The organism is Rhizobium sp. TBD182 (assembly GCF_001950375.1).
GTDB classification, from domain to species: Bacteria; Pseudomonadota; Alphaproteobacteria; order Rhizobiales; family Rhizobiaceae; genus Agrobacterium; species Agrobacterium tumefaciens.
Genome location: NZ_BDLN01000004.1, coordinates 311,123 through 337,990 on the forward strand (window position 1 = coordinate 311,123; position 26,868 = coordinate 337,990).

Genomic DNA, 26,868 nt, shown 5'->3' on the forward strand with positions numbered 1-26,868 from the left:
GGTTCAGACTCCGGAACGTGTGGCATCGTAGATTTTTTCTCCGCCAATCCATGTTGAATGCATCTGGAGGTCTGGTGTCAGCATCACGAAATCAGCATCGAAACCGGCCAGGAGTTTTCCCTTGCCGGAGGCGCCGATTGCCTGCGCCGGATAGGCGGATGCCATTCGCAAAGCTTCTTCCAGCGGCATTTCCATCTTCTCACGCATGAAGCGGATGCAGGAGAGCATATCTATATCCGCTCCCGCCAGCGTGCCGTCGGCCAATGTTAGCCGTCCACCGTTGCGATAGACGCGCCGGCCGTTCAGTTCGAAACCGTCATCATCCGTGCCGATAGTGGACATGGCGTCGGTGACAAGGAAGATGCGGGCCGGGCCATTCTTGGCGCGCAGCGCAATGCCGATTGCGGCCGGATCGACATGGAATCCGTCGGCTATAAGCCCGCAATGCAACTTGCCGTTCGAAAGTGCGGCCCCGACCAGCCCCGGCTCGCGGTGGCCAAGCGGGCTCATGGCATTGAAGAGATGCGTTACCATGGATGCGCCTGCATCAGCATAGGCCGTCGCAACATCGAGACCGGTGTCGGTATGGCCGAGGCTGACGACGATGCCGGCGTCGCTGAGTGCTGCAACCTGCTCGACAGTAACATTTTCCGGCGCAATGGTTGTCAGCACGAAGGGGAGTTCCGCCTTGCAGCCGGTTAGGACTGCGAGGTCGTCTGTCTCCATCTTGCGGATCAACGCCGGATCATGCGTGCCCTTGCGCGCGACGGAAAGATGCGGCCCCTCGAAATGCAGGCCGAGGAAACCGGGCACATGCTCCTTGCCCGCGGCAATCCCCGCCTGCGCCGCCCTGAAAGTCACGTCCGACCGGTCGGTGATGAGCGTCACCATCAAAGCCGTCGTGCCGAACTGGGCGTGGGCGGAGCAGATGCGGGCAATGCCAGCCACATCCGGCTGGTTGTTGAACATGACGCCGCCACCGCCATTGACCTGAAGGTCGATGAAGCCCGGCGCGATCAATAGTCCATCTGTATCGATCACTTCGGCGTCGGCAGGCACGCTGTCCAGGACAGCGGCAACGCGCCCTTCGCGGATCAGGAGCACCTTGTCATCATGCCATTCGGCGCCATCGAAAATGCGGGCGCCGACAAATGCCTTTATGCCGCTCATTGGGTCTCAGTCACCTTTTTCAATGCCACGGGAGCATCCGGGTTGAAGCCTCTTGCGCGCGACAATTGCTCGATGAAGCCGTAAAACGGTGCGATAAGCAGCAATGCATCGGTCAGGGGATGGTTGGTTTCCACGAATGGCAAGGGCTTGGCCGGGCTACCCTTGGCAGATGTGACGAAAACATTGGCGCCTTTATGGGCAAGGCTTGCGGCAATATCCGTAACGGAGGTCTCGGCGCGGTCGCGCGCGGCAAAGGCGATTACCGGAAATTTCGGTGCGACCAGCGAAACCGGGCCGTGCATGACTTCTGCTGACGAATAGGCTTCCGCGTGCAGCTCGCAGGTTTCCTTGCATTTCAGCGCGGCTTCCGCGGCAATCGCAAGGGCGGGGCCGCGGCCCAGCATATAAAGTGAATCCTCACCCTTTACAGCCTCGCCAATATGGCTCCAGTCAAGCGCGATCGCCTTGGCGAAATTCTGCGGCAGGGTGCTGACGGCCTTCGCGAGCAGGCTGTCTTCCGTCCATTCGGCAAGGATGGCCAGACCGGCGACAATGGAGTTGACGAAGGACTTGGTTGCGGCAACTGCCTTTTCCGGTCCCGCCTGGATGTCGATGGCGTGATTGGCTGCGTCTCCAAGGGGGGAGGGCAGGGTGTTCACGAGGGAGAAGGTAAGCGCTCCGCACTTGCGGGCACTTTCCGCCAAAGCGACGATGTCAGGGCTTTTGCCCGATTGCGATACGGCGAAGGCTGCCGCCCGTTCCAGCCGCAGTTTCGTCTGGTAGATCGAGGCGAGCGAAGGGCCGAGCGAGGCGACTGGAAGCCCTGTCTGTAACTCGATCGCATATTTCAGGAAATGCGCGGCGTGATCGGACGATCCGCGGGCAATGGTGACGATAACGGCCGGGTCACGGGCTTTCAGCTTGTCTCCGGCCTGCCGGAAGTCGGCACTGGTATTGTCCAGCAGACGGGCGACGGCATCGGGAATCTCGTTGATTTCCTGGCGCATCAGGGTTGTCATCGTTTTCTGTCCTTGGTCGATGTGTTTCAGTCGGAGGTCATCGTCAGTTCGGCGACGAGGTCGTAGGCGTCGCTGCGATAAAGGGCGCGCGATATTTCCATGAGGCGGCCGCTTTCGAGATAGGCCATGCGCTGGACGGAAAGTGCAGCAGACCCGGGGGGAACTCCAAGCAGCATCGTTTCCTCATCCGTAAGGTTGCGCGCAGAGATGCGCTGGATGGCGCGGACGGGGCGAATATCGCTTTTCGCAAGCTCCTGATAAAGCGAGTTTTCCACCAGCTGTGGGTCCGGCAGAATATCGCCCGGCAGGCTCGTGACTTCGAGCGCGATCGGCTGGTCGTTGGCAAGGCGCAGTCGCGTCAACCGGGCAACCATGGCGGATTGGGAAAGGCCGAGAGCCATCATCTCGTCACCGGTCGGGTAAAACAGGCCTCTTTCAAGCCAGCGCGTGCTCGCCACCATTCCCCGGCGGCGCATATCCTCTGTAAACGAGGTAAGCTTGGTCAACGGCTGCTGCATACGGGTGATGGGTTTGACGACAAAGGTGCCCGACCCATGCCTGCGGACGAGAAGTCCGTCGCGAACGAGATCGTCCACAGCCTTGCGCACCGTGACGCGGCTGACGCAGGCGCTTTCGGCAATGTCGCGCTCGGGCGGCAGGGCATCGCCATGTTTGAGGCGGCCGCCATTGATGGCGTCTTCAATCGTCTGACGCAGTTTCAGGTAAAGCGGGCCGCCGCCTCCTGATTGCAGGTCGTCCAGATTAAGCACTGCCCCGTTCATCCATAACCTCTGTCACAATCGATGTGGCGAATTCCGGCTATACCATATGCGTCACAATCGGCAATACCAAAATAGAACCATTAGTGAATTTGTACGATTAATCGGTGGTTTTTTCGATCATTTGCTAAATAATGAGGCCTCTTGCTTGAAATTTTCGCATTAACCAAAAAAAATTTCCGGCAATTGGAATTGCTATAGACGATTGGCATTTTTTTGGTATTGTTTTTGTATCAGTGGCTCACGGCGCTCTATCTTGCGCCTGTCTCCGCTGGGGAAATCGGTCTCCGGTCCTCACTAGGATTTGCGAGATCGAATTTAACTTGACCGTTATGAAAATTAATTTCATCGTGGCGGAAAATTATCGCAGATATCAGGATAGCCAGCAAAGAAATGGTTGCTTCTGCGAAAATGAATTACGAATGAACAGGGAACAAAGTTCATGAAGGTGGGAATTATCGGACTCGGATTCCGTCTCGGTTATCTGGGCTACGTTTTTCACGAGATCGACAAGGATTTCGAGATCGTCGGTTATGTCGATCCTGCCCCGGCCGGTCTGTCGGGTCTTGAGGAAAAGGGCATTTCGGCTGGCAAGGCCTATGACAGCCCCGAGGCGCTGATCGCCGGCGAGACATTCGACCTTTTGATGATCGGCTCACCGAACCATATGCATCTGGAGCATATCCGCATCGGGCTTGAAGCCGGTTGCACCATTTTCTCGGAAAAACCCATCGTCGTCAGCATCGAGGAAAGCCTCGAACTCGCCCGGTTGCTCAACAAGCATGGACATGAGCGGCTGCTGGTCGGTCTGGTCCTGCGTTACTCGCCGCTTTACCGCGATCTGCGCGCCGCGCAGGCCGAAGGCAAGCTGGGTGACGTCGTCTCCATCGAGGCTTCGGAACATATCCCGCCCTATCATGGTGCGTTCTTCATGCGCGACTGGCGGCGTTACGAGAACTATTCCGGCTCCTTCATGCTGGAAAAATGCTGCCACGACCTCGATCTCTATAACGGCATGGTGGGTGCCCGGCCGCGTTTCGTGTCGAGCTTTGGCGGGCGCAAGAGCTTCACGCCTGCAAATGCTCCGCAAAATGACGGCATCAACGACATGGAAGTCTACCATCGCAAGCCGAGCGGCTGGATGGGTTCCGACAAGGTTTTCGACAGCGACGGTGATATCATCGACTACCAGACCGCGATCGTCGAATATGAAAACGGCGCATCGCTCGCCTTCCATACCAATCTGAACGTTCCCGACGATTTCCGCCGTTTCTGCGTCATCGGCGCCAAGGGCATGGCCGAGGGCGATTTCGTGCGCGGCTTCCTGAACGTGCACAATGCCCGCACCAACGAAAAGACCGTTGCCAAGACCTATTCGGCGGCAACCGTGCTCTCCCAGCATTATGGCGCGGATGAGCAGATGGCCGAGGACGTGATCAACCATGTCGTCAAGGGGACGCCCCTGCCGGTTTCCGCGCTCGATGCGATCGAGGCCGGTATTCTGGCGCTCGCCATGGACGAGGCGCGCCATGGCCGCAAGGTGGTCGATCTCAAGCCGGTGTGGGAGGAATATGATCTGGCACTCCACGGGCAGTTGAAGTCGCCCGCCGTGAAATCGGCTTAAGGGGGCGCTGCGATGGATGCGAAACGCAGCGCGGTCATCTTTGCCTGGCTTCTTCTTTTGCCGGCGCTTTTATACATCACTGTTATTGTTGCTTATCCGCTCGTCGATACCTTCATCCTGTCTTTCACGGACGCGTCGTTGAAAAAGACGACGAACTGGGTGGGTTTCATCAATTACGAGAAGATCTTCAACGAGACTTTCGCCGGGGTCATCACGCGGACCTTTATCTGGACGTTCTTTTCCGTCTCGATAAAGATGATCATCGGCACCTTCGGTGCGGTGTTGCTGAATTCGGCCGTTCCCGGTCGGGCCCTGTTTCGCATCCTGACGATGCCGCCATGGATCGTGCCGATGGCTATCGGCATCTTCATGTGGGGCTGGATGTATAACGGCCAGTTCGGCATGATTTCCGGTGTTCTCCAGAATCTTGGCCTGGTGGACGGTCCAGTCGCCTTCCTCGCCTATGGCAGCACGGCGTTCTGGGCGACTATCATCACCGACGTATGGATCGGCGTGCCGATGGTGACGCTTTATCTGCTGGCGGCAATTCAGGCCATTCCGCAGGATCTTTACGAGGCAGCCTGGACCGACGGCGCCAGCCGCACCTACCGCTTCCGCCGCATCACTTTGCCGCTGATGCTGCCGGCCATGATTACCATGTCGATGATCTCGCTGATTTCGACCTTCAATTCCTTCGACATCATCTGGATCCTGACACAGGGCGGACCGACGGGCCAGACGACGACCATGATCATCGACACCTACAAGACGGCGATCGGTTCCTACAAATACGGTGAGGGCGCAGCGCGTGCAGTGCTGATCTGCATCTTCCTGTCCATATTCACCTACTTCTACTTCCGCATCACCAGCCGTATCTCGCAGGAGACCAGCCGATGACCGACAAAAATGCGATGATCAACCGTTACAGGTGGTATGAGATCGTCGGGATTTATTGCGGCATCGCCGTATTCCTGACCTTCGTGCTGGCGCCTTTTGTCGAAGGGTTTCTGGTTTCGCTGAAACCGCTCAGCCTGCTTTTTTCGTCACCGTATAAGTTTTGGCCGGAAAACGGCTCCTTCGAAGCTTACCGGACCATGTGGGTCAGCGTTCCCGGCTTTGCCCGCTACGTCTTCAACTCCTTCTTCATCTCGACGATATCGACGATCATCGTTCTGCTTCTGGTGGTGCCGGCGTCGTATGCTTTCGCGCGGTTCCAGTTTCGCGGTCGCGGGCAATTGCTCGGCGCGTTTCTGGCGATCAACATGTTCTCCGGTGCGGTGCTTCTGATCCCGCTTTACCGGCTGATGCGCAATATGGGCGTGCTGAACACCTATCTGGCGATGATCATTCCCGGCGCCGCCTTTTTGATCCCCACTGCCATCTGGCTTTTGCGGACCTACATGCTGCGTATTCCGCGCGAACTGGAGGAGGCGGCCTATGTGGACGGTGCGAGCTATTTCTATACCTTCCGCCGGGTGATCCTGCCGCTTGCGATGCCTGGCATCGCCGTCGTGTCCATCACCACCTTCATCGGTGCTTATGCGCAGCAGTTCATCTTCGCGCTCACCTTCAATTCCAAGACCGAATATATGCCGCTGCCCATCGGCCTGTTTGCCTATTTCGGTCGTCAGGAAGTCGTCTGGAATGAGTTGATGGCGGCCAGCTTCGTCGGCATTGCGCCGGCCATGGTCGTCATCTTCTTCATGCAACGCTATCTCGTCAGCGGGCTTACCGCAGGCGCGGTGAAATAATCAACAATAGGAACGACCACCAGAAAACGGGAGACTATCTATGGCACTGAAACATTACGGATTGGCGCTTTGCGCCTTCGCATTTGCCGGTTCCACTGCCCTTGGCACGGTGGCGGCACACGCCGCCGACAAGGAGATCAGCTGGATCTATTGCGGCGACAAGATGGACCCCATCCATGAAAAATACATCAAGGAATGGGAAGGCAAGAATGCCGGCTGGAAGGTCGTTCCGGAAGTCGTCGGCTGGGCGCAGTGCCAGGACAAGGCAACCACGCTCGCAGCCGCCGGCACTCCGGTCGCCATGGCCTATGTCGGTTCGCGCACGCTGAAGCAGTTCGCACAGAACGACCTCATCGTTCCGGTGCCGATGACCGAAGACGAAAAGAAGACCTATTATCCTAACATCGTCGACACGGTTACCTTCGAGGATACGCAGTGGGGCGTGCCCGTCGCCTTCTCGACCAAGGCGCTCTATTGGAACAAGGACCTCTTCAAGCAGGCCGGTCTCGATCCGGAAGTGCCGCCGAAGACCTGGGCTGAAGAGATCGCCTTTGCCAAGCAGATCAAGGAAAAGACCGGCGTCGCCGGTTATGGTCTGCCCGCCAAGACCTTCGACAACACCATGCACCAGTTCATGCACTGGGTTTACACCAATAACGGCAAGGTCATCGACGGCGACAAGATCACCGTCGACAGCCCGCAGGTTCTTGCAGCTCTGAAGGCCTACAAGGACATCACGCCTTACTCCGTCGAGGGTCCGACGGCCTACGAGCAGAACGAAATCCGCGCCATCTTCCTCGATGGCAAGGTTGGCATGATCCAGGCGGGATCGGGTGCTGCAACCCGCCTGCAGGAAACCAAGATCAACTGGGGTATCGCAACCCTGCCGCTCGGCCCTGAAGCCAAGGGTCCCGGCACGCTGCTCATCACCGACAGCCTCGCGATCTTCAAGGGAACCGGTGTCGAAGAAAAGGCGACCGAATTCGCCAAGTTCATCACCTCTCCCGGCCCGCAGGGCGAATACGAACTGCAGGGCGGCGCTGGCCTGACCCCGCTTCGTCCGTCGCCGAAGGTTGATGAGTTCATCGCCAAGGACCCCTTCTGGAAGCCGCTGATCGACGGTATCGCCTATGGCGGTCCCGAGCCGCTCTTCACTGACTACAAGGGCTTCCAGGACACGATGATTGAGATGGTGCAGTCTGTCGTTACCGGCAAGGCGACACCGGAAGATGCCGCAAAGAAGGCCTCTGCCGCTCTCGAGCAGTACAAGTAATCCACTTTTATACGGTTGCGGGCGCAGGTCGCCCGCAACCTCATAATTCGTTGCGAGAATACCTGCCGCTATGACGGCAGGAGCTTCTCGTGTGTTTTAACGGTTCCGATAAGGCGCGATTTTTCCGTGTCGCGGAACGTCTCTGAACGCAGCCTGATGTCGGCTGGTGACGGGAGAGGCAAGTTTTGGGTCAGCTTTATCTCAACAACGTCCGCAAGAACTATGGACATTTCGAAGTCATCAAGGGCGTTCAGCTCGACATCAGGGATGGCGAGTTCGTCGTTTTTGTCGGCCCCTCGGGATGCGGTAAATCCACATTGCTGCGCATGATCGCCGGCCTTGAGGATATTTCCGCCGGCGACATCGTCATCAACGATGTGAAGGTCAATGACTTGCCGCCGGTTAGACGCGGCATCGCCATGGTGTTCCAGTCCTATGCGCTCTATCCGCATATGACAGTTTTTGAAAACATCGCTTTTCCCCTCCGCGTCGAAAAGATGGAAGAGGGCAAGATCAAGGAAAAGGTCGAGGCTGTCGCCAAGATCCTGCAACTCGACCAGCGCCTGCAGCAGCGTCCCGGCATGTTGTCCGGCGGCCAGCGCCAGCGTGTAGCGATCGGCCGCGCCATCGTTCGCGAGCCGAAGATATTCCTGTTCGACGAGCCGCTTTCCAACCTTGACGCCGCACTTCGCGCCGACATGCGTATCGAGCTCACCAATCTGCATCGGACGCTGAAGGCGACGATGATCTACGTGACGCATGACCAGGTGGAAGCCATGACCATGGCCGACCGCATCGTGGTGCTGAATGCGGGCGAAATCTCCCAGGTCGGCGCGCCGCTGGAACTTTACCACAAGCCCGCAAACCTGTTCGTCGCCGGTTTCATCGGCAATCCGAAAATGAATTTCCTGAAGGTCACCTGCAAATCCGTCAGCGCCGATGGTGTGACCGTGGAGTATGAGGGCCAGACAATCACCGTGCCGGTGGAGCCGCGCGCCGGTCTTGAAGGCACGCAACTGACGCTCGGCATTCGCCCGGAACACACCGGTCTCGAAACGGCCGACCTGAATATCAAGGTCGCGCCCAGCGTTATCGAGCGGCTGGGTGTGAATACGATCGCTTATGGCGTCGCGCCCACGGGTGAAAATTATTGCGCGCTTCTTTCCGGTTCTGCGCCTGTTGTCGTCGATGAAACCATCGTCACCGGTATCAAGGCGTCGGATTGCCATCTGTTTGATGAAAGCGGCACATCGCTCGAACGGCGTGTCGATCTTTCTGTCCTCAAACTGATACAATAAAGGGCGGGGAACCGGGCCATGAAATCTGTCTCGCCATGCCCGGTTTTCTGCGACGCTATCGGTTTTCAGCGGTCTTCGTCTTCCAGACGAAAAAGCAACGCCGGGCTTTCGGCCCGGCGTTCAAAACGGTCTGGCAGGTCCGCTGGATCACGGCATGGGATTGGGCATGTATCCGGTGAAACCGCTGATTTTCCAGCGGCCCTCATGCAGTCGGCAATAATAATGCGTCTGCCATTTCATGACGTCGAAGCTGCCGTCGGCCTTGCGAAGCCCGCCGTCGAACTTCTTGCGAACCAGCGCGGTCTCACCTTCCACTTCGATTTCTTCCAGCGTGGTGGTGGTGAAGATCGCATTGCGCGGGTCTTCAGCGAATTGCTGGGTCTGGAAATCCTGCGCCTGTCGCAGCCATTCGTCGCGATAGGCGTCAAGCGAGGGGAAGGACAGGCGCCAGTTGTCCGGGTTTGCATCCCGGTTGGCGTTGATGCCGAGAAAGCCGTCCTTTACGAAATCATCCGCGACTTTCGACCAGTCGGCAGTGAGGAAGGCGTCGATATCCCGTGTTACCAGCATGTCCCAGATGGAGTGGCGGGCGACGTCTGTTTCGGGAAAAGGGTTTTTGAATGGGTCGCGCATGATTCAGGTCCGTTGTTGAAATTATTTTCAAGATTTGGATATTTCTCTGGCGAAGATTGTTGGCATATGCTCATCTCGCAATCAACAGAGAAAATAATTTTCAAATCAAAGGTGTCCGGCGTGTCGTCAACGGGGCGAAACATGGTCGATTCAGGGGTGTGTACGGTTGACGGGCGTCTCGGATTAGGGTGCATCGGAAACGGGGCCAAGCCTTAAGTTTTGGCGGAACGGAGACCGGTGAGCATGGATATTTTCGCAAAGATTCAAGACGACAGGGGACAGTTCTCGCAATCGGAGCGGCGGATCGCTGATATCCTGGTTTCGGACTTCGAGTTTGCGGTCAATGCATCGATCATCGAGCTTGCCGCCCGCGCCGAGGTTTCCCCGCCAACTGTGACGCGGTTCTGCCGCCGTCTGGGTTGCCAGAGCTTTTCGGATTTCAAGGTCAGCCTTGCCAAGACCGCTTATGTCGGCATCCGCTACCTCACCTCGGAACCGACAAGCACGGGCCCGTCGGACGTCGCCGAGGAAGTGCTTGCCAAGGCGCAGGAGGCGCTTTTCCTGCTGCACAAGACGCTCGATCCCGCCCTCGCCGACGAAGCGGCCGTCCGGATTGCCAATAGCGGCATGATCTACGCGTTTGGAGCCGGTGGTAATTCCTCGATGATCGCCTCGGAAATTCAGAACCGGCTGTTTCGCCTTGGCCTGCGCGTTTCGACCAGCGCCGATCACAGCATGCAATTGATGATGACTGCCGCTGCGCGGAAGGAAGACGTCATCATCGGATCCTCCTTTTCCGGCCGCAACATGGAATTGGTGAAGTGCTTCAGGCTGGCGCGGGAAATGGGGGTTACCACCATCGCGCTGACCCAGAGCGATACGCCCGTCGCCTTGGCCGCCGATATGGTGGTGGCCGTCAACGTGCCGGAGGGAAACAATATCTTCCGCCCAACATCATCGCGTTATGCCTATCTGGCGGCGGTTGATGTTCTGGCGACGCTAGCTGCCTATCACCACCGGCAGCGGTCGATGGTGACTCTGCGGCACATCAAGCAGCAGCTTGTGGAGCATCGTGATCCGGACGACCGGCAATTGCTGGGTGACTAGAGCATTCCCAGTAAGCCCGCGTAGCGGTTTCACGCCCGGAAAATGCGTAAAAACAAAGATGTAGAGCGGCTTGACCTCAAAACCCGCTCTGGAAAGCCTCGAAGGAGTAGCATGACATGCAGGACAGGAAAGATCAGGTCGCCGTCGTAACGGGCGCGGCGGGCGACATCGGCCGGGCAATTGCCGCGGCGCTTTCTGAAAGCCACGCGAAGGTGGTGTTGGTGGATATCGATCCCGACGCCCTTTCCAATGCGCTTTCCCTGCTTTCCGGTTCCGCCTTCGTTTCGAAAACCTGCGACGTCACCGATCCGCAGGATCTTGCAAGGCTGGCCGTGGAGGTTGCGGAGCTGGGTGATGTCGCGACCCTCGTCAACAATGCCGGTGCTGCAAGGGCCGTCAGCCTGCACGACACGACCGCAGAGATATGGCGCAAGGACAATGCCCTTAACTTGGAAGCACCGTTTCTCTGCTTCAGGGCTTTCGAGGACGCGCTTAAGCGCACGCAAGGGTCTGTCATCAATATCACCTCCGTCAACGGCATGGCTGTGTTCGGCCATCCCGCCTATAGCGCGGCAAAGGCAGGCTTGATCCATCTGACGAAGCTGATCGCTGTCGAATACGGAAAATTCGGCATCCGTTCCAATGCTGTTGCTCCAGGAACCGTGCGCACGCAGGCTTGGGAAGCGCGGGCGGCAGTCAATCCTAAGGTCTTCGAGGAAGCGAAGCACTGGTATCCGTTGCAGCGCATCGTGAGGCCTGAGGATGTCGCCAACGCCGTCGCTTTTCTAGCCGGGCCACAGGCAGCGGCCATCAGCGGCGTGTGCCTGCCGGTGGATTGCGGCCTGACGGCAGGGCAGGCGCCGCTCGCCCGCACTTTCTCACAATCCGAACACTACTGACCGAAGTCCTCTCGGGCTTGAAGCACAATAAAGGGGAGCATCATGGCGCTCGCACAATTTCGTCTCGAAAACTCATGGCATCCGCTCGAAGATTCCGCATTGGGTGGCTTCACCTTCACCCTGTTCAATCTTTCCAACGAGCCGGTGAAGGATTTCCGGATCGTCTATACGTCGCTGACGCGGACCATCGACAAGCCCGTTTGCGGCAATGCCGTCTATCTGCGACGCAATGCCAATTTCCATGAATTTGCGCCGCCACGGGGTTTCGTGCTGGAAGCCGGGAAATCGTGGCGTTTCACCGTTGACGGCCTGCTCAGGCCTGCCCGCCATCGCACAGACGGTGCGAAATCCGCCTATATCAGCCTTGCCGATGGCACACATCGCGCGGTTGATGTCGCTGACCTGATGCTTGACGGGCGCCATAGCGAGCCGGCGCCAGCCCTGCTTCCCGAAGGAAAGCTCGATCTGCCCTTCGCCATCCAGCCCTGGCCTGCAGAAATCGATGCCGCGCCGGGCGAAGATTTCCCCGTCGCACTCTTCCCGACGGAGGAGGCAGGCAAGGAAGAAGTGCTTGCGGTGGAAACTGTTTCGTCGCTGTTCCGCAGGCTTTTTGCCGTTGGTCACGTGCCTTTCAGCCTCGCGCCTGTTCATGAGGGCAAACCGCTTCGTTTCAAGCAACATAGCGGTCTGGAAGCGGAAGGTTATCGCCTGTCTTTCTCTGATGACGCCGTCGTCGTGGAATATTCGGCCGCTGCAGGTCTGCAATACGGCCTGACCGTGCTCGCGCAATTGCTGCACGGCGCGCGCACCGATACCAAATTCCGTTTCCCGGTTTCAGGCACCATCGCCGATGCGCCGCGTTACAGCTGGCGCGGTTGCCATCTGGATGTCTCGCGACAATTCTATCCGACCGGTGATGTCGTGCGGCTGATCGACATTCTTGCATGGCTGCGCATGAACCGGTTCCATTGGCACCTGACGGATGACGAGGCCTGGCGTCTCGAAATCAAGGCCTACCCGCTGCTGACGACAGTCGGCGCGACGCGCGGCCCGGATGCGCCGCTTCTGCCGCAGCTCGGCAATGGGGCTGAGCCGGTTTCCGGTTATTACACGCAGGATGATGTTCGCACGGTCGTCGCGCATGCGGCGGCACTCAACATCGAAATCGTGCCGGAGGTCGATATTCCCGGCCACAGCACGGCGGCTCTCGTTGCCTATCCGGAGCTGACGGATGGGCAGGAAGCGCCGGACAGCTATCGCTCCGTACAGGGCTATCCCAACAATGCGCTCAATCCCGCCATCGAGCCGACCTATGAATTCCTTGGCAAGATATTCGACGAGATGGTGGAGCTTTTCCCCTCGCGGCTGATCCATATCGGCGGCGACGAGGTAGCAGATGGCTCCTGGCTTGCCTCGCCGCTTGCCAAGTCGTTGATGGAAAAGGAAGGCCTCGACGGCACCTTCGGTATCCAGTCCTATTTCATGAAACGTATTCAGGGGATGCTGCATGAGCGCGGTCGCCAGCTTGCCGGCTGGGACGAAGTTTCGCACGGCGGCGGCGTCGATCCCTCGGGAACATTGCTGATGGCCTGGCAGAAGCCGGAAGTTGGCCTGGAGCTTGCAAAGCAGGGCTACGACGTCGTGATGACGCCGGGACAGGCCTATTATCTCGACATGGTGCAGGATGAAGCCTGGCAGGAGCCGGGCGCTAGCTGGGCCGGCACCGTTCCGCCGTCGCATACATATGCTTACGAGGCAGTCGGTGAGTTCCCCGAGGAATTGAAGGAGCGAATGAAAGGCGTTCAGGCCTGCATCTGGTCCGAGCATTTCCTCAATCGCGCCTATTTCAACCATCTGGTTTTCCCGAGACTGCCCGCCATTGCCGAGGCGGCGTGGACGCCGAAAGCGCAGAAGGACTGGCTGCGTTTCTCCGCCATCGTCCGCTTGAGCCCGGTCTATTGAGAGGAAGGCGAGATGCGTATTGCCGTTGGTGGAATTCATACCGAATGCAGCACCTATTCGCCGGTGCTGATGCGTCAGGAAGATTTTCGCGTCTTTCGCGGCGCGGAGTTGCTGGAAGCCGAATATTTCAATTTCCTCGGCGAAGGCGGGGTGGAAGTGTTGCCGCTTCTGCATGCGCGGGCGGTGCCGGGTGGCCCGGTGTCGCGCGCGGCCTATGATGCGTTTAAGCAGGAATTCTTGGAGCGTCTCAAGGCTTGCCTGCCGCTCGACGGACTTTATCTCGCCATGCATGGCGCGATGAATGTCGAGGGAATGGACGATGCGGAAGGGGACTGGATTTCCAGCGCCCGCGCCGTAGTCGGACCGGATGTGATCATTTCCGCCAGCTACGACCTGCACGGCAATGTCAGCCAGTCGATCATCGACCAATTGGATATTTTCGCCGGCTACCGAACTGCGCCGCATATCGATGTGCGCGAGACGATGGTGCGGGCGTGGACGATGCTCATCAAGGCTCTGAAAACGGGCGAGAAGCCCGGTGTGGCATGGGCGAAAATCCCCGTTCTACTGCCGGGTGAAAAAACCTCCACGGAAGATGAACCGGCCAAAAGCCTCTATGCCGTCTTGCCGGAACACGATGCCCGGCCCGGCATTTGGGATGCGAATTTCATGATCGGCTACGTCTGGGCCGATGAACCAAGGGCGACGGCCTGCGCTGTCGTGACCGGGACGGACAGAGAGGCCGCGCAGGCCGTCGCCTCGGAGATTGCACAATCCTACTGGAATGCCCGACAGGATTTCCGTTTCGGTCCCGTGACCGAACCGCTCGAGGTCATCATGGATATTGCGGAAAAAACAACAACCGGGCCGATCATTCTGGCGGATTCCGGCGACAATCCGACCGGCGGCGGGGTGGGCGATCGCGCCGATGTTCTGGCGGCGTTGATTGCGCGCAATTGGCAGGGCGCGTTGATCGGCGGCGTCACCGACAGGCCGGCGGTCGAGGCCTGTTTTACGGCGGGCGAGGGCGCGGCGCTTTCCCTGAAGATCGGCGGCAGTCTCGATCCCGAAAGCCCTTCCATCACTGTCGAAGCCAAGGTCCTGAAACTGGACGATCCAGGTGCTTCCGATCAGCGTCAGGCGGTCGTCGTCATCGATGGCATTACCGTCATTCTGGCCGCACGGCGCAGGCCCTATCACATGATCGCGGATTTCACCCGTCTGGGCTTCGATCCGAAGGCGGTAAGGCTGCTGGTCGTCAAGTCAGGTTATCTTTCGCCGGAGCTTGCGCCCATCGCCAATCCCAATCTCATGGCGTTGACGGAGGGGGTTATCAATCAGGATATCGAAAACCTCCCCAATCGCCGCCGGGATGGCGATTTTTACCCATGGAAACCGCATTTCAACTATATCCCGAAACCCATCCTTTCGGCCCGCTGGCGATGACAGCGGTTCGATAGCATTTCATTCAGCGATCCGGCCGTGCCGGATCATCTCAGGCGAACCTTCATGCCGTCGGCTCTTTCCATCGTTTTCAACAATCCGTCGATCCGCATCGGGGCGCTCGCCATCCTGTTCTTCGGATTTTCGAATGCCGCCACCGCCCCCTATCAGGCGGTGATCGGCATTCGCGAAATCGGGCTCAGCAACACCGTCTATTCCCTGCTGATGCTGTTTGCCGCCATCATCAATGTCAGCGCCAGCGTGCTGATGGGCATCGTTGCAGACCGGCTCGGCGAATATCGCAAACCCATGCTGCTGATCGCGCTTTTCGGCGTCAGCGGCTATCTGCTGGTTTATCTCGTTGGTAATGCCACCGCCTTCGTGACCGCGAAGCTGCTGCTCCTGCCGATTTTCGGGGCGATGAACTCTCTGATTTTCGCGCATGTGCGCGCCGATGCCCGCAATCTTTCGACGGGCGACATGATTGCCGTGAATTCGATCATGCGGGCCACCATCTCGCTGTCCTGGGTGCTGGTGCCTGGTATCGTCGGTATTTTTCTGGTGAATTCCGGCAATATGCTGCTGGCTTTCCTGTTCTCAGGCATCTGCGCGCTTATCTGCTTTCTGCTTGTGGCCTTTTGCCTGCCGCGCGCGGCCACGCCGGCATCGGTGAACACGCAGGCACGCTTCGGTGTCCGCGCTTCACTTGCGGAAATCGGGGAGCGACGGGTGCTGCTGCGGATCATCGCCATCGCGCTCATCTGCTCGATGCTGCATCTCAATGATTCCATCCGCTCGCTCATCATAACGGGTCAGGCAAAGGGAACGGTTGCGGATATCGGTATCGTCGCGGGCATCGTTGCCGCGCTGGAAATCGTCTTCATTCTGCTGTGGGGCTGGATCGAAAAGAAGGTGCCGCAAACGCTGACCCTTGCGGCGGGAGCGGGGCTTTATGCCATCTACCTCATCCTGCAGGGGCTCGCGACGGCACCTTGGCATATCTACGCGCAGACCTTGATCAGCGCGCTCGGCGCAGCCGCCATCATCAGTATCCCGATCACCTATCTGCAGGAACTGATTGCGGATCGGCCGGGGCTTGGAAGCTCGCTGATTGCCGTCAACATCTTCCTCGGCGCGGGTTTGGGTGCGCTGATTTTTGCCGTCGGCACGCTCGTCACGAGCTATTCAGGCACTTCAATCCTGGGAGCGGTTGTGGGTCTCGGCGGCGTTTACATGCTCTACGCGCTTGATGGGAAGGGCCGCCGCAGGTAGAGCGTCGGACCGAAAAGTGTGGGCGGTTTTCGGATAAGCTGGCGCGAAAACACGGCATATTCAAAAGAAAGAGGTTACGATGATTCTCGAGATTTGCGTGGACGACGTGGCCGGTCTGGAAGCGGCGGTCAGGGGTGGGGCCGACCGAATAGAACTTTGCGCGGCATTGTCCGGTGGCGGTGTGACGCCGTCTGCAGGTTTCATGCACCGGGCGGCGGCCTACACCCTGCCGGTGAGCGTGATGATCAGGCCGCGCGCCGGGGATTTCGTGTTCACGCGCGACGAAGCCGATGTCATGAAACGCGATATCGATGCGGCGCGCGCGGCGGGGCTTTCCGGCGTGGTGCTCGGTGCCTCGCTTGGCGATGGCTCGCTTGATATTCCCCTGCTCGAAGAACTGCGCCGCCACGCCGACGGGCTCGATATGACGCTGCACCGGGCGATCGACGTTGTTCCCGACATGGATGAAGCATTGGAGGCCGCTATCGCGCTGGGTTTCCCGAGAATTCTGACCTCCGGGGGCGCGCGTTCGGCGCTTGAGGGCATCGAGACCTTGGCGCGATTATCCGAGCTTGCCGCCGGGCGGATTGTCATCATGCCGGGGGCCGGGGTGCGTCCACCAGTCGTGCAGACATTGCTGGACCGCTTTCCCATTACGGAGATCCACGCATCCTGTTCCGCCATTCCGTTTTACGATCCGGAAAGCCGGGTGGCGAAACTCGGTTTCACCGGCGCGGGGCGCAAGGGCACGGATGAGGAGGCCGTTCGAGAGTTAAAGGCGATCCTCACCGCTCATCAAAAAGGCGGCGCAAAGCTCTAGCCGTTCCTGCGGCGCCATCGAGATCGAGGTGGATCACGTCCGGTCCCGGCAGGGCCAATGCCGCCCTGATGGCATCGGCCATGGATTGCGCAGAGATATGCTTCTCTTCCAGCACCTGCGCCAGCCCCAGCCGCGCCAGCCGTTCGGCGCGGGCGCTCTGTTCCGTTTCGCCATCGGCCGCAAACGGGATCAGAAGCGAGCGGCATTTTGCCTGTAGAATATCGCAGACGGTGTTGTAACCGGCCTGCGAAACCGAAAGCCGCGCGCCGGCAAGCAGGCTTGCGAAATCCTTGCGGAAGCGGAAGATGGACACATTTTCGGGCGCCTGCGCCGAGATCGCATCGAAATCTGCCTGCGGCATGTTGGGGCCGGTTATGAGGCACCAGCTTTTGATCTCTTCCAGCAGAGGCGATGCCTCAAGTGCGGCCCGGATAAGGGCTGCACCAACGGCACCTCCGCCAGCGGAAACGACGATATCGAATTTTTCCGCCGGTTCCGGCGATGGCAGCGGCGCGACGAGGCCGGTATAGACAACGCGCTGGCTGATTTCGCCGGCAAGGGGAAAGGTCTCCTCCAGCCGGACGAAATCCGGATCTCCGTGGACCAGCACCGCGTCGAAATGTTTCTTCACCAGCGACACGGTTTCTTCGTCACGGCCGGGTTTGGTTTTTTCCTGCAGAATATCGCGCAGCGACGTCATGACGAGCGGGCGTGGTTCACTGTCCTCGATCTCGTGCAGAAGCGGCAGCAATTCGAAACGCACCTGCCTGCGGCCGAAGGGGAAGGCCTCTATGATGACGATGTCCGGCTTTGCGCCGTGATAAGCGCCGATCAGCATATCCGTTCGCAGCTTCTTGAAGTCGTCATCGACCGGTTTGCCGGAACTATCGACAAGGCCGGAAAAGCTGCCGTCGCTGACGGCGATCGGCGGCAATTCGACATGGCGGATGCCTTCGCCCGGAAAGCCGGGAACCGGGGTGCCACCTGTCACCAGAACGACGTCGAAACCATCAGCCTGAAGGGCATTGGCAACGCGGCTGGCGCGGGCGATATGGCCGATGCCCAGAAGGTGCTGGACGTAGAAGAAAACGGAAGGGCGCTTTTCCGTATCGGTCATGGCGTTTTTTCCCACTCGGTTTCGAACAGCGTCTTCAACTCGGCAATGCTGGTGCGGTTGTCGAAGGCGGTTCGCACACGGTTTTCCGCCGCACTACCCAGACGCTCACGCAATTGTGGATCGGTAATCGCCGTGCGCAGAGCCTCGGCGAAGGCAACCGGATTTTCGGGCTCCGTCAGCAGGCCGTTTTCACCGTCCACGAAGAATTCCGGAATGCCTGATATATTGGTGGAAATGCAGGTCAGTGCCTGGCTGGCGGCCTCGACCAGCACATTGGGAAGACCGTCGCGGTCACCATCGCTGGTGATGCGGCAGGCAAGGGCGAAGAGGTCGGCCTCGCGGTAATTCTCCAGCACCTGTTTCTGGTCCATGGCGCCGGTCCAGACGATCCTGTCGGCGATGCCAAGCTCGTCGGCGAGTTTTTTCAACCCGGCAAGTTCGTCGCCGCCACCGATATGGGTGAAACGCCAATGGATGTCCTGTGGAAGCGAGGCCAAAGCCTGCAACAGAATATCGATGCCCTTTTTCTTGACGGCCCGTCCAACACTCAAAATCCTGACCGGATCATGAGCGTCCGATCCATCTCTTTGCGGACGCGGCGTGTCGAAATGCGGGAAGCGGGTGAGATCGAGACCGTGATAGCTCAAATGCACATTCTGCTTGACGCCGGAAAGGGTGCGAAGATGCTGAAAGCCGCTTGCGGTGCAGGTCACGGCCCAGCGGGCGCTTTCCAGCTTTGCGACAAGGTCCCGGTCGCTGGAGGTCCAGATATCCTTGGCGTGAGCCGAAATCGTCCAGGGCGTGCCGGTGATAAGATGTGTATAGGCGGCGACCGAGGCGGGTGTGTGGATGAAGTGGACATGCAGCCACCCGGCATCTACAGGCCATTCGTGCGCCAGCACGGCCGCTTGCCCGAAACGGCGGAAGCGGTTGCGGCTGAGATCATGCGGCAGATCGCTGAAAAACCGACGCAGCGCCTTGGTGAAGCCTGGCTTCTTGCGGCATGCCCACAGGGCCTTCAGCACGCGGATGGGCTCGTCATGCAGATATTCCGGCAGTAGGTCACGGGTGCGCGGATTTCATCGTGAACGGGGTGGCGTTTTTTATCCGTCGGGCGGCGCATGGACATGAGTTCCAGCGTAAGGCCAGCCTTTTCAAGCCCCAGAAGTTCCTGGGCGATGAAAGTCTCGGACAGGCGCGGATAGCCCTTGAGGAGCACCACGATTTTTTTTGTGTCGGTCACGTTGCGCGTGTCTCTTTTGAAGCGGTGGTTGTCGGGGAGCCGGTCACGCCGTCAGCGTTATTGGCACCTTGTCGCCCTCGGGCGGCAGCCATTCGGCTATCCGTTTCGAAATGTTTTCCAGACCATCGAGCTTCAGGTCCTGCGAATTGACGGAAGGCGGCGCGCGATTCGGCAGCGCTTTAAGAGCTGCCGCCATTTTTGCCGGATTCTCGGCATCCTCAGGTAAAAGCATGTCGAAAAGGCCGAGCTCCGACGCGCGGCTTGCACGGATAAGCTGCTCCTCCCTCGGCACCGTGCGCGGCACGACGAGGGCAGGCTTGTCGAACGACAATATCTCGCAGACGGTGTTGTAGCCGCCCATCGACACGACGGCCTGAGCGCCGGCGACGAGGTCTTCCATGCGGTTGTCGAATTCGATGATCTCTATGTACGGAATATCGGCAACACTGCTCATGAATCGCTGGCGCTGGTCTGCCGGCATGTAAGGGCCGAGCACCACGAGCGCCTTGTGCGTCAGTTCGCTATCATGACGGTAGGCGTTGATGACGTCATCGATCAATTCGCTGCCGTCACCGCCGCCGCCAGTGGTGATGAGAAGATAGTCGCCCTCCGGCCGGTGCGCCACGGTTTCCGCCTGCGTTTTGGAGCGTTGCAGGAAGCCGACGAAATCCATCTTGTCGCGAACGGTCTGGGGAACGTCGAGGCCCGTCAAGGGGTCGTGGAAATCCGGCGGGCCATAAATCCAGACGTGGTCATAGAACTTGCCGATCTTGGTCATCACGTCATTGCGCTTCCACTCCGCTTCAAGCAGCTGCGGTGCGTCCATGACGTCACGGAGGCCGATGACAAGCTTGGTTCCCTGTCCCTTGAGATACGCAAGCGTTTCCTCCACCTCGCCACGAAGACCCATGGGCTCCTTGTCGACGATGAAGATATCCGGCTGGAAGCTTTCGGCAGTGTGATAGATGATGGAGCGGCGCATCTTCAGTGTTTCCTGAAGATCGATATGCCGGTCCATGGAGGTGTATTCGCCGTTGCGCAGCTTGATGACGCTCGGGATTTTCACGAAATCGACACGAGCGCGATAATCGAAGGCGCCGGCGATAGTCGCACCCGAAATGATAAGCACGTTGAGGCCGCGATAATCCTCCACCAGCGCGTGAGCGATCGTGCGACAGCGCCGCAGATGTCCGAGACCGAAGGAATCGTGGCTGTACATGAGGATGCGTGCGTCGTTCAGACGGGAGGTCATCGGCCACACCTCTTTTTGCCTTTCCCAAAAAAGGCGATGGCGGAAGAGCAGTTTATCAAGGCGTGTTCCATTTTATCTGAAGGGATCCGCAGCATCACGTAGTCCGTCACCGAAGAAATTAAAGGCCAGAATGACGAGAACAACCGGAATCGTCGGGATGAGAAGCCACGGATATAGCGCAATGACGCTGACGCTGCGCGCCTCCGTGAGCAGAATTCCCCAACTTGTGATCGGCGGCCTGAGGCCGAGACCAAGGAAGCTCAGCGCGGTTTCGCCGAGAATCATGCCCGGTATCGTCAGCGTCGCCGAGGCGATCAGATGTGACATGAAGCCGGGGATAAGGTGCCTGCCGATGATGCGCGGCGTGCCGGCGCCCATCAGTTGTGCAGCCAAAACATAGTCTTCCTCGCGCAATGCCAGCAATTTGGAGCGCACGGCGCGCGCCAGTCCCGTCCAGTCCAGCATGCCGAGAATGATGGTGATGCCAAGATAGACGAGGATCGGACTCCAGGTCACCGGCATGATTGCTGCGAGTGCGAGCCACAGCGGAATGCTTGGAATGGATTGCAGGACTTCGATGATACGCTGGACGATGAGATCGAAAGTGCCGCCGCGATAACCTGCAAGACCGCCGATCACAATGCCGAGAACGAAGCTCATGGCGACACCGAGAAGGCCGATCGTCAGCGAGATGCGCGCGCCGTAGATGATTCGCGACAGCACGTCTCGTCCAAGCCGGTCGGTGCCGAGCAGGAACAATTCACCACCTTCGGCCGGACATACGAGGTGGGTTCTAGCCTCGATCATGCCCCAGAAATGATAGGTATCGCCCTTGCAGAAGAAACGCAGCGGCTGGATATCCGTCGGCACATCCCGGTAGACACGCCGCAGATTGTCCATGTCGAGCGTCATTTCCCGACCATAGACGAAAGGCCCGACAAATTTTCCGTCATTGAAAAGGTGAATGGCCTGGGGTGGGGCGTAGATATGCTCGATATTGCGTGTGTGAAGATTGTAAGGCGCGAGGAACTCGCTGATCAGGATCGAAAGATAAAGCACCACCAGAAAGGCGCCGGACCAGACGGCGATCTTGTGCTGGCGGAACTGCCACCACATGAGCCGCAGCTGCGACGCCTTGCTGAAGGCCGCCATTCCGGACGTATTGGGTTCGATGAGCGACGGGTCGAACGGCGCCGTCGAAACGTAGTGGGGCAGTGCTTCGCCGGATGTTGGGATGGATGAAGTCATTTGACGTTACCACCTCCGAAGCGGATTCTCGGGTCAAGTATGGCAAGGGCGATATCCGACACAAGAACGCCGATCACCGTGAGGAAAGCAAGGAACATCAGGAAGGAGCCGGCCAGGTACATGTCCTGGCTTTGCAGCGCCCGGATGAGCATCGGACCGGTTGTTTCGAGCGACAGCACGACGGCGGTGATTTCCGCGCCTGATATGATAGCGGGCAGGATCGAGCCGATGTCCGAGATGAAGAAATTCAGCGCCATGCGCAGCGGGTATTTGATCAGCACCTTGAAAGGGTGAAGCCCCTTGGCGCGGGCGGTTACGACATATTGTTTCTGCAACTCGTCCAAGAGGTTGGCGCGCAGGCGGCGGATCATGCCGGCCGTGCCCGCCGTTCCGATGATGAGGACGGGTATCCAGATATGTTCGAGAATCGATTTGAACTTTGGCCAGCTCATCGCCTGGTTCAGATATTCCCGATCCATCAGATGGCCGATGGAGATGCCGAACCATATATTGGCGAAATACATCAGGATCAGCGCCAGCATGAAGTTGGGGATGGCGATGCCAAGCAGACCGAGGAAGGTCAGGCCGTAGTCGCCCCAGCTATATTTGTGCGTGGCGGAGTAGATGCCGATCGGGAAGGCAAGAATCCAGGTGACGATGATGGTGACGAAGGACACCAGAACCGTCAACCACAGACGGTCTCCCACAACCTCGTTTACCGGGAGCTGATATTCGAAAGAATAACCGAAATCGCCAACCAGCATGCCGGTTGCCCAGCGGAAGTAACGGATCGGCGCCGGCTGGTCGAAGCCATAGCGGACGCGCAACTCCTCGATTTCGGCAAGGTTTGCGGTCTCGCCCATGGCGCGCAGTTCGGCGACGTAGCTTTCGAAATAATCGCCCGGCGGCAATTCGATGATGGTGAAGACCAGCATCGAGATCAGGATCAGCGTGGGGATCATGACGAGGATGCGCTTGAGAATATACCGCAGCATATCAGGCGTCTCCGTCATACCAGAAGGCATCCGGCATGTAGATGCCGAGATACGATGTGGGTTCAAAGCCGAAAAGCGCCTTTTCCGGCACGTTTCGCATGCGTTTGACATGGACGACGGGTTGCAGCGCGCCGTTGACGATGCCGATGGAAAATACCTGCTGCGTGTAGATACCAAGCATTTCCAGCCAGATTGCCTCGCGCTCTTCCTCGGTGACGCTTCGGCGCCATTTTTTCAGGAGATCGAGCAGATGCGCTGCTTCCGGCAGGTCAGGCTCCTTGCCCTCGCGCCCGCCGGACAGATAGTGGATGCCCCAGACCGGCCATTGCAACTGGTCGTCGCCGGTGGGCGCAAGGCCCGAAGGCAACATGTCGGGGGTCGGCACGCCATTGTCCATGCCCATCCACACCGACATCAGCACCTCGCCGCCCATGGCGCGCTTGCGGAAGACATCGCGCTGGGTCGGGCGGACCGAAACCGAAATGCCGATATGCCGCCAGTGGTCCGTGACCAGTTCCATCACGTCCGTTTCGAGCGTGCTTTCGCCTGTGGTCTCGACGATGATATAGGCTGGACGGCCGTCCGGCAGAAGCCGGTTGCCGGCACTGTCGCGCTTATCGAGACCTGCTTCGTCAAGCAACCTGTTGGCCATCGCCCGGTCGAAGGCACTCCAGGCCTCGGCAAATTCCGGTCGGTAAAGCGGGCTTTCCGGCAAGACGGTGTCGGCGCTTTCCTTGGCCAGCCCGTAAAAGCAGACCATGTTGATTTCGTGCCGGTTTATAGCGAGCGACATTGCGCGGCGCACGCGCACGTCCTGGAAACAGCTCCGCCATACAGGATCGGCGCAGTTCAGATTGGGCAGAAGCGCAATGCGCGACCCTTGAGAGCGTTTGTAGAGGTTCACCTTTAGAGGAAAGCGTTTTTCGGCATCTTTCAGGAAGGTGTAGTCGGCGAAATCGAGGCCGAAATATTGCAGATCGCTGTCACCGGACGCCGTCTTGGCCGAGATGATGTCGGAGGAGGTGACGTTCAGCAGGAACCGGTCGAGATAGGGCAGTTGCAGGCCGTTTTCGTCGACACGGTGATAATAGGGATTGCGTTCGAAAACGAACTGTTCGGCCGGTGGCGAAGTCGTATTGCGCCAGGCGTCCAGCGTCGGCAGAGCGGGATTTTCCGGACGGACCTGCCGCGACATCTTGATATGCAGCCCGCTCCAGTCATCCGCCTTGTTCTTCTTGATGAGCTTGGCGAGGTTTTCCGCGGTCTGATATTTGATGTGGAACTGCTTCATATAGGCGGCGGGCAGGAAAAGCCGCGCAGGCGATGCTGCTGCGAGCTTCGCCAGAAAATCGGGGTTAGGGCCTTCCCAGGTATAGCGCACCGTCAGCCGGTCGATGACTTCGATCTGGGGAGGATTGTTGTTGACCAGCAGTTCGATTGGCGGGCCGCCCTTGTGAATTTCCTTGTTGAGAGCAACATCCTCCCAGAAATACCGGAAATCCTCGGAGGTTAAATCGCTGCCGTCGGACCATTTGTGGCCTTCGCGTAGCTTGAAGGTGAAGATGCGTTCGTCCTGAACGTCGTAGCTTTCCAGAATGTCGGGATGAAGCTCGAATTTTTCGTCGTAACCAACCAGGCGGGCATAGTTGCTGATGGGCATAAGCCGGATATCGCGCTGGCCGCCGATCAGCATGCGCACGGAACCGCCGTGTTTTCCGGGCTCCCGGCCAAGCGCCTTCATATCGATGACGCGCGGGTTTTTCGGCAAGCGCTCGGTAATATCAGGCAGCTCACCTTTTTCCCGCTTTTCCTTGAAGTAGGCGGGGTCGGTATAGGCAGCGCGCGCATAGGTCGGCAAAAAGACGGAGGCCATAAAGGCAAGGGTGGTGCGGCGCGTAATCACGAGCGAAGCTCCCTGATGTCGGCATTGCCATTTGCGAGAACGAAATGGCCATCGCCAAGATCGGCAGAGATCATTTCGCCGTCACCCTCGTCGCGGAATTGCTTGCCCCAGTCGAACTTGCCCGTCGCGCTGATCTTGCCGATGGTGCGGAAATCGAGCGGACGGTCGAGATCGGGAAAAGGCACGGCCGCCAGCAACGATTTTGTATAGGGGTGAACCGGAGAGCGCATCATGATTTCCCGCGGCGCCAGCTCGACGATGCGGCCCTCGCACATCACCGCCACGCGGTCCGCCATGTAATCCACCACTGCCAGATTGTGCGAGATGAAGAGGTAGGTAAGTCCGAGGTCCTTCTGCAAATCCTTGAGCAGGTTGAGGATTTGCGCCTGCACCGAGACATCTAGGGCAGAAACGGGTTCGTCGCAGATCAGCAGTTCGGGACCCAACGCCAGGGCTCTGGCAATGCCGATACGCTGCCTCTGGCCGCCTGAGAAACTGTGCGGATAACGGTTCAGCGCGCTTTCTCCAAGGCCGATTGCCTTGACGAGATTACGGACTTTTTCCGCGCGGTATTTCGCATCGCCCCGTCCATGGATTTCAAGCGGCTCGCTCAAAATATTGCGCACGGTCATGCGCGGTGAAAGCGATGAGATCGGGTCCTGGAAGACCATCTGTATCTTCGACCGCAGTTCCTTTAGATCGCCGTCCCTAGCATTGAGGACGTCGATATCGCCCTGCGGTCGGTGAAATGTCACGGAGCCTTCATCCGGGCGAACGGCGCGCATGAGGATTTTGCTGACGGTTGTCTTGCCGCTGCCGCTCTCGCCGACGAGGCCAAGGCATTCTCCCCGGCGGATTTCAAAACTGACGCTGTTCACCGCCTTGGTGGCATTGGCATCGCGGCGGCTGAACCAGCTGGACTTCCGGGTCGTAAAGGTCTTGCTGATATTCTCCACGGTCAAGAGCGGGCCGGGGGTCTTGTTCACTGCGGCGGTCTTCTTGCCGACAAGGCTTTCGTGGTCGACGGTGATCTCACGAAGCGCCTTCAGCCTCTCACCCGGCTTCATGTCGAAATGCGGCACAGCGGCCATCAGGCCCTTGAGATAGGGGTGGCTCGGTGCCTTGAAAATATCGTCGACCGTTCCGGCTTCCATGATCTCGCCCTGATAGATCACGGCAACCTCGTCGGCGATGTTTGCCACCACGCCGAGATCGTGGGTGATGAGCAGCATGCTCATGTTCAGCCGGCTCTGGAGATCGCGCAGGAGTTTGAGGATTTGCGCCTGTATGGTTACATCAAGAGCCGTCGTCGGTTCGTCGGCGATCAGAAGAGCGGGGCGACAGATCAGTGCCATGGCGATCATGGCGCGTTGGCGCATGCCGCCCGACAATTCGAAGGGATACATGTTCACGACCTTCTTCGGGTTGGAAAACCCTACAAGGTCGAGCGTCTCATACATTTTTTCCGCGCGCTCGGCCGGCGACAGGATGCTGTGGATTCTCAGCGCTTCGTCAATCTGGTTGCCGATCGTGTGCAGCGGCGAAAAAGACGTCATGGGTTCCTGAAAAATCAGCCCGATGCGATTTCCGCGTATAGCGCGGATTTCCCGGCCATCCTTCGGCAGTTGCAGCAGATCGACGGGGCCGGCTGCGGCATTTGCGGGATCGGTAAACAGCACGCGGCCGTTCACGCGCGCCGTCTTGGGGTGGATGCCCATGATCGTCTGGCCGATGACGGATTTTCCGGAGCCGGATTCTCCGACGAGCGCGGTCACTTTTCCCGGAAGAATGCGAAGGCTGGCACCCCTCACGGCGTCAATCGTGCCACCCATAAGAGAAAACGAGACCCGCAGATTTTCAATACGGAGCAAATCTGCGCCTGCGCTCATGCTAAAGGGTTCCTTGCCGTCTCTCTTTATCGTTGTCTTGTGACAATTTGCTCAGGAGGGCTTAAAGGCACGTTATCGTAGGGTTTGTTGTCTGTCTATGCCTCTGAAACATCGAATTGTTTAGCAAATTCAAAGCCGGCTTCCAAATTGCAATGGCTTGCCTGATAGCTT

The 26,868-nt window shown here is 58.6% G+C and carries 21 protein-coding genes and 1 pseudogene; 11 read left to right on the forward strand and 11 right to left on the reverse strand.

Features of this window, described 5'->3' with window-relative positions; translation table 11 throughout:
* Nucleotides 1–3: 3 nt before the first annotated feature.
* Genes nagA through T18_RS15630 form a run of 3 tightly spaced genes read right to left on the reverse strand, consistent with a single transcriptional unit; the run spans nucleotide 4 to nucleotide 2,971 of the window.
* Nucleotides 4–1,170: an N-acetylglucosamine-6-phosphate deacetylase gene (gene nagA, locus T18_RS15620; protein ID WP_038492316.1), complete on the reverse strand. Its 1,167-nt coding sequence runs from the start codon at nucleotides 1,168–1,170 to the stop codon at nucleotides 4–6.
* Nucleotides 1,167–2,189 carry an SIS domain-containing protein gene (locus tag T18_RS15625; protein ID WP_038492313.1) on the reverse strand — a complete coding sequence of 341 codons (1,023 nt, stop codon included), beginning with the start codon at nucleotides 2,187–2,189 and terminating at the stop codon, nucleotides 1,167–1,169. Before T18_RS15625 ends, nagA begins: the two co-directional genes overlap by 4 nt.
* 26 nt (nucleotides 2,190–2,215) lie before the next feature.
* Nucleotides 2,216–2,971 carry a GntR family transcriptional regulator gene (locus tag T18_RS15630; protein ID WP_013636867.1) on the reverse strand — a complete coding sequence of 252 codons (756 nt, stop codon included), beginning with the start codon at nucleotides 2,969–2,971 and terminating at the stop codon, nucleotides 2,216–2,218.
* Between the two features lie 439 nt (nucleotides 2,972–3,410).
* On the opposite strand from T18_RS15630, the gene T18_RS15635 reads away from it, so the two are divergent.
* The 5 genes from T18_RS15635 (at nucleotide 3,411) to T18_RS15655 (ending at nucleotide 8,914) form a co-directional block, all read left to right on the forward strand.
* On the forward strand, nucleotides 3,411–4,592 hold the full coding sequence (locus T18_RS15635; protein WP_038492310.1) for a Gfo/Idh/MocA family protein: 1,182 nt from the start codon (nucleotides 3,411–3,413) through the stop codon (nucleotides 4,590–4,592).
* 12 nt (nucleotides 4,593–4,604) lie between these two features.
* On the forward strand, nucleotides 4,605–5,489 hold the full coding sequence (locus T18_RS15640; RefSeq protein WP_003516771.1) for a carbohydrate ABC transporter permease: 885 nt from the start codon (nucleotides 4,605–4,607) through the stop codon (nucleotides 5,487–5,489).
* Nucleotides 5,486–6,343: a carbohydrate ABC transporter permease gene (locus T18_RS15645; protein ID WP_003516772.1), complete on the forward strand. Its 858-nt coding sequence runs from the start codon at nucleotides 5,486–5,488 to the stop codon at nucleotides 6,341–6,343. Before T18_RS15640 ends, T18_RS15645 begins: the two co-directional genes overlap by 4 nt.
* Before the next feature lie 40 nt (nucleotides 6,344–6,383).
* Nucleotides 6,384–7,616, forward strand: coding sequence for an extracellular solute-binding protein (locus T18_RS15650; protein WP_003516773.1), 1,233 nt, complete (start codon nucleotides 6,384–6,386; stop codon nucleotides 7,614–7,616).
* A 185-nt stretch (nucleotides 7,617–7,801) separates the two neighbouring features.
* Nucleotides 7,802–8,914 (forward strand): ABC transporter ATP-binding protein, encoded by a 1,113-nt coding sequence (locus T18_RS15655; protein WP_038492307.1) that lies wholly within the window; start codon nucleotides 7,802–7,804, stop codon nucleotides 8,912–8,914.
* Nucleotides 8,915–9,061: 147 nt separating this feature from the next.
* Here the strand turns inward: T18_RS15655 and T18_RS15660 are convergent, their stop codons facing one another.
* On the reverse strand, nucleotides 9,062–9,547 hold the full coding sequence (locus tag T18_RS15660; protein WP_038492305.1) for a hypothetical protein: 486 nt from the start codon (nucleotides 9,545–9,547) through the stop codon (nucleotides 9,062–9,064).
* A 243-nt stretch (nucleotides 9,548–9,790) separates the two neighbouring features.
* On the opposite strand from T18_RS15660, the gene T18_RS15665 reads away from it, so the two are divergent.
* From T18_RS15665 to T18_RS15690, 6 genes are all read left to right on the forward strand, one after another.
* On the forward strand, nucleotides 9,791–10,654 hold the full coding sequence (locus T18_RS15665) for a MurR/RpiR family transcriptional regulator (protein WP_003516783.1): 864 nt from the start codon (nucleotides 9,791–9,793) through the stop codon (nucleotides 10,652–10,654).
* Nucleotides 10,655–10,770: 116 nt separating this feature from the next.
* A complete protein-coding gene (locus T18_RS15670; RefSeq protein ID WP_038492302.1) occupies nucleotides 10,771–11,553 on the forward strand; it encodes an SDR family oxidoreductase in 783 nt (260 codons plus the stop codon).
* A 42-nt stretch (nucleotides 11,554–11,595) separates the two neighbouring features.
* Nucleotides 11,596–13,515, forward strand: coding sequence for a beta-N-acetylhexosaminidase (locus T18_RS15675; protein ID WP_038492298.1), 1,920 nt, complete (start codon nucleotides 11,596–11,598; stop codon nucleotides 13,513–13,515).
* 12 nt (nucleotides 13,516–13,527) lie between these two features.
* Nucleotides 13,528–14,961, forward strand: a complete 1,434-nt coding sequence (locus T18_RS15680) for a M81 family metallopeptidase (RefSeq protein WP_038492295.1) — start codon at nucleotides 13,528–13,530, stop codon at nucleotides 14,959–14,961.
* A 63-nt stretch (nucleotides 14,962–15,024) separates the two neighbouring features.
* Nucleotides 15,025–16,230 (forward strand): MFS transporter, encoded by a 1,206-nt coding sequence (locus tag T18_RS15685; RefSeq protein ID WP_038492292.1) that lies wholly within the window; start codon nucleotides 15,025–15,027, stop codon nucleotides 16,228–16,230.
* 79 nt (nucleotides 16,231–16,309) lie between these two features.
* Entirely contained in the window at nucleotides 16,310–17,050 is a 741-nt protein-coding gene (locus tag T18_RS15690) for a copper homeostasis protein CutC (RefSeq protein ID WP_038492289.1), read from the forward strand.
* On the opposite strand, the gene T18_RS15695 is transcribed toward T18_RS15690, so the two are convergent.
* From T18_RS15695 to T18_RS15725, 7 genes and pseudogenes are all read right to left on the reverse strand, one after another.
* Nucleotides 17,016–18,167, reverse strand: a complete 1,152-nt coding sequence (locus tag T18_RS15695; RefSeq protein ID WP_038492286.1) for a glycosyltransferase family protein — start codon at nucleotides 18,165–18,167, stop codon at nucleotides 17,016–17,018. The genes T18_RS15690 and T18_RS15695 overlap by 35 nt on opposite strands.
* Nucleotides 18,164–19,410: pseudogene (locus T18_RS15700) on the reverse strand (glycosyltransferase family 4 protein). The gene T18_RS15695 and the pseudogene T18_RS15700 overlap by 4 nt, the downstream one beginning before the upstream one ends.
* A 43-nt stretch (nucleotides 19,411–19,453) precedes the next feature.
* Nucleotides 19,454–20,662 carry a glycosyltransferase family protein gene (locus tag T18_RS15705; RefSeq protein ID WP_003516795.1) on the reverse strand — a complete coding sequence of 403 codons (1,209 nt, stop codon included), beginning with the start codon at nucleotides 20,660–20,662 and terminating at the stop codon, nucleotides 19,454–19,456.
* A gap of 72 nt (nucleotides 20,663–20,734) precedes the next feature.
* Nucleotides 20,735–21,910: an ABC transporter permease gene (locus tag T18_RS15710; protein WP_038492283.1), complete on the reverse strand. Its 1,176-nt coding sequence runs from the start codon at nucleotides 21,908–21,910 to the stop codon at nucleotides 20,735–20,737.
* Complete coding sequence (locus T18_RS15715; protein ID WP_003516797.1) at nucleotides 21,907–22,905, reverse strand: ABC transporter permease; 999 nt, start codon at nucleotides 22,903–22,905, stop codon at nucleotides 21,907–21,909. The genes T18_RS15710 and T18_RS15715 overlap by 4 nt, the downstream gene beginning before the upstream one ends.
* A 1-nt stretch (nucleotide 22,906) precedes the next feature.
* Nucleotides 22,907–24,808, reverse strand: coding sequence for an ABC transporter substrate-binding protein (locus tag T18_RS15720; RefSeq protein WP_038492280.1), 1,902 nt, complete (start codon nucleotides 24,806–24,808; stop codon nucleotides 22,907–22,909).
* Complete coding sequence (locus T18_RS15725) at nucleotides 24,805–26,697, reverse strand: ABC transporter ATP-binding protein (RefSeq protein WP_025594512.1); 1,893 nt, start codon at nucleotides 26,695–26,697, stop codon at nucleotides 24,805–24,807. Before T18_RS15725 ends, T18_RS15720 begins: the two co-directional genes overlap by 4 nt.
* Nucleotides 26,698–26,868 lie beyond the last annotated feature (171 nt).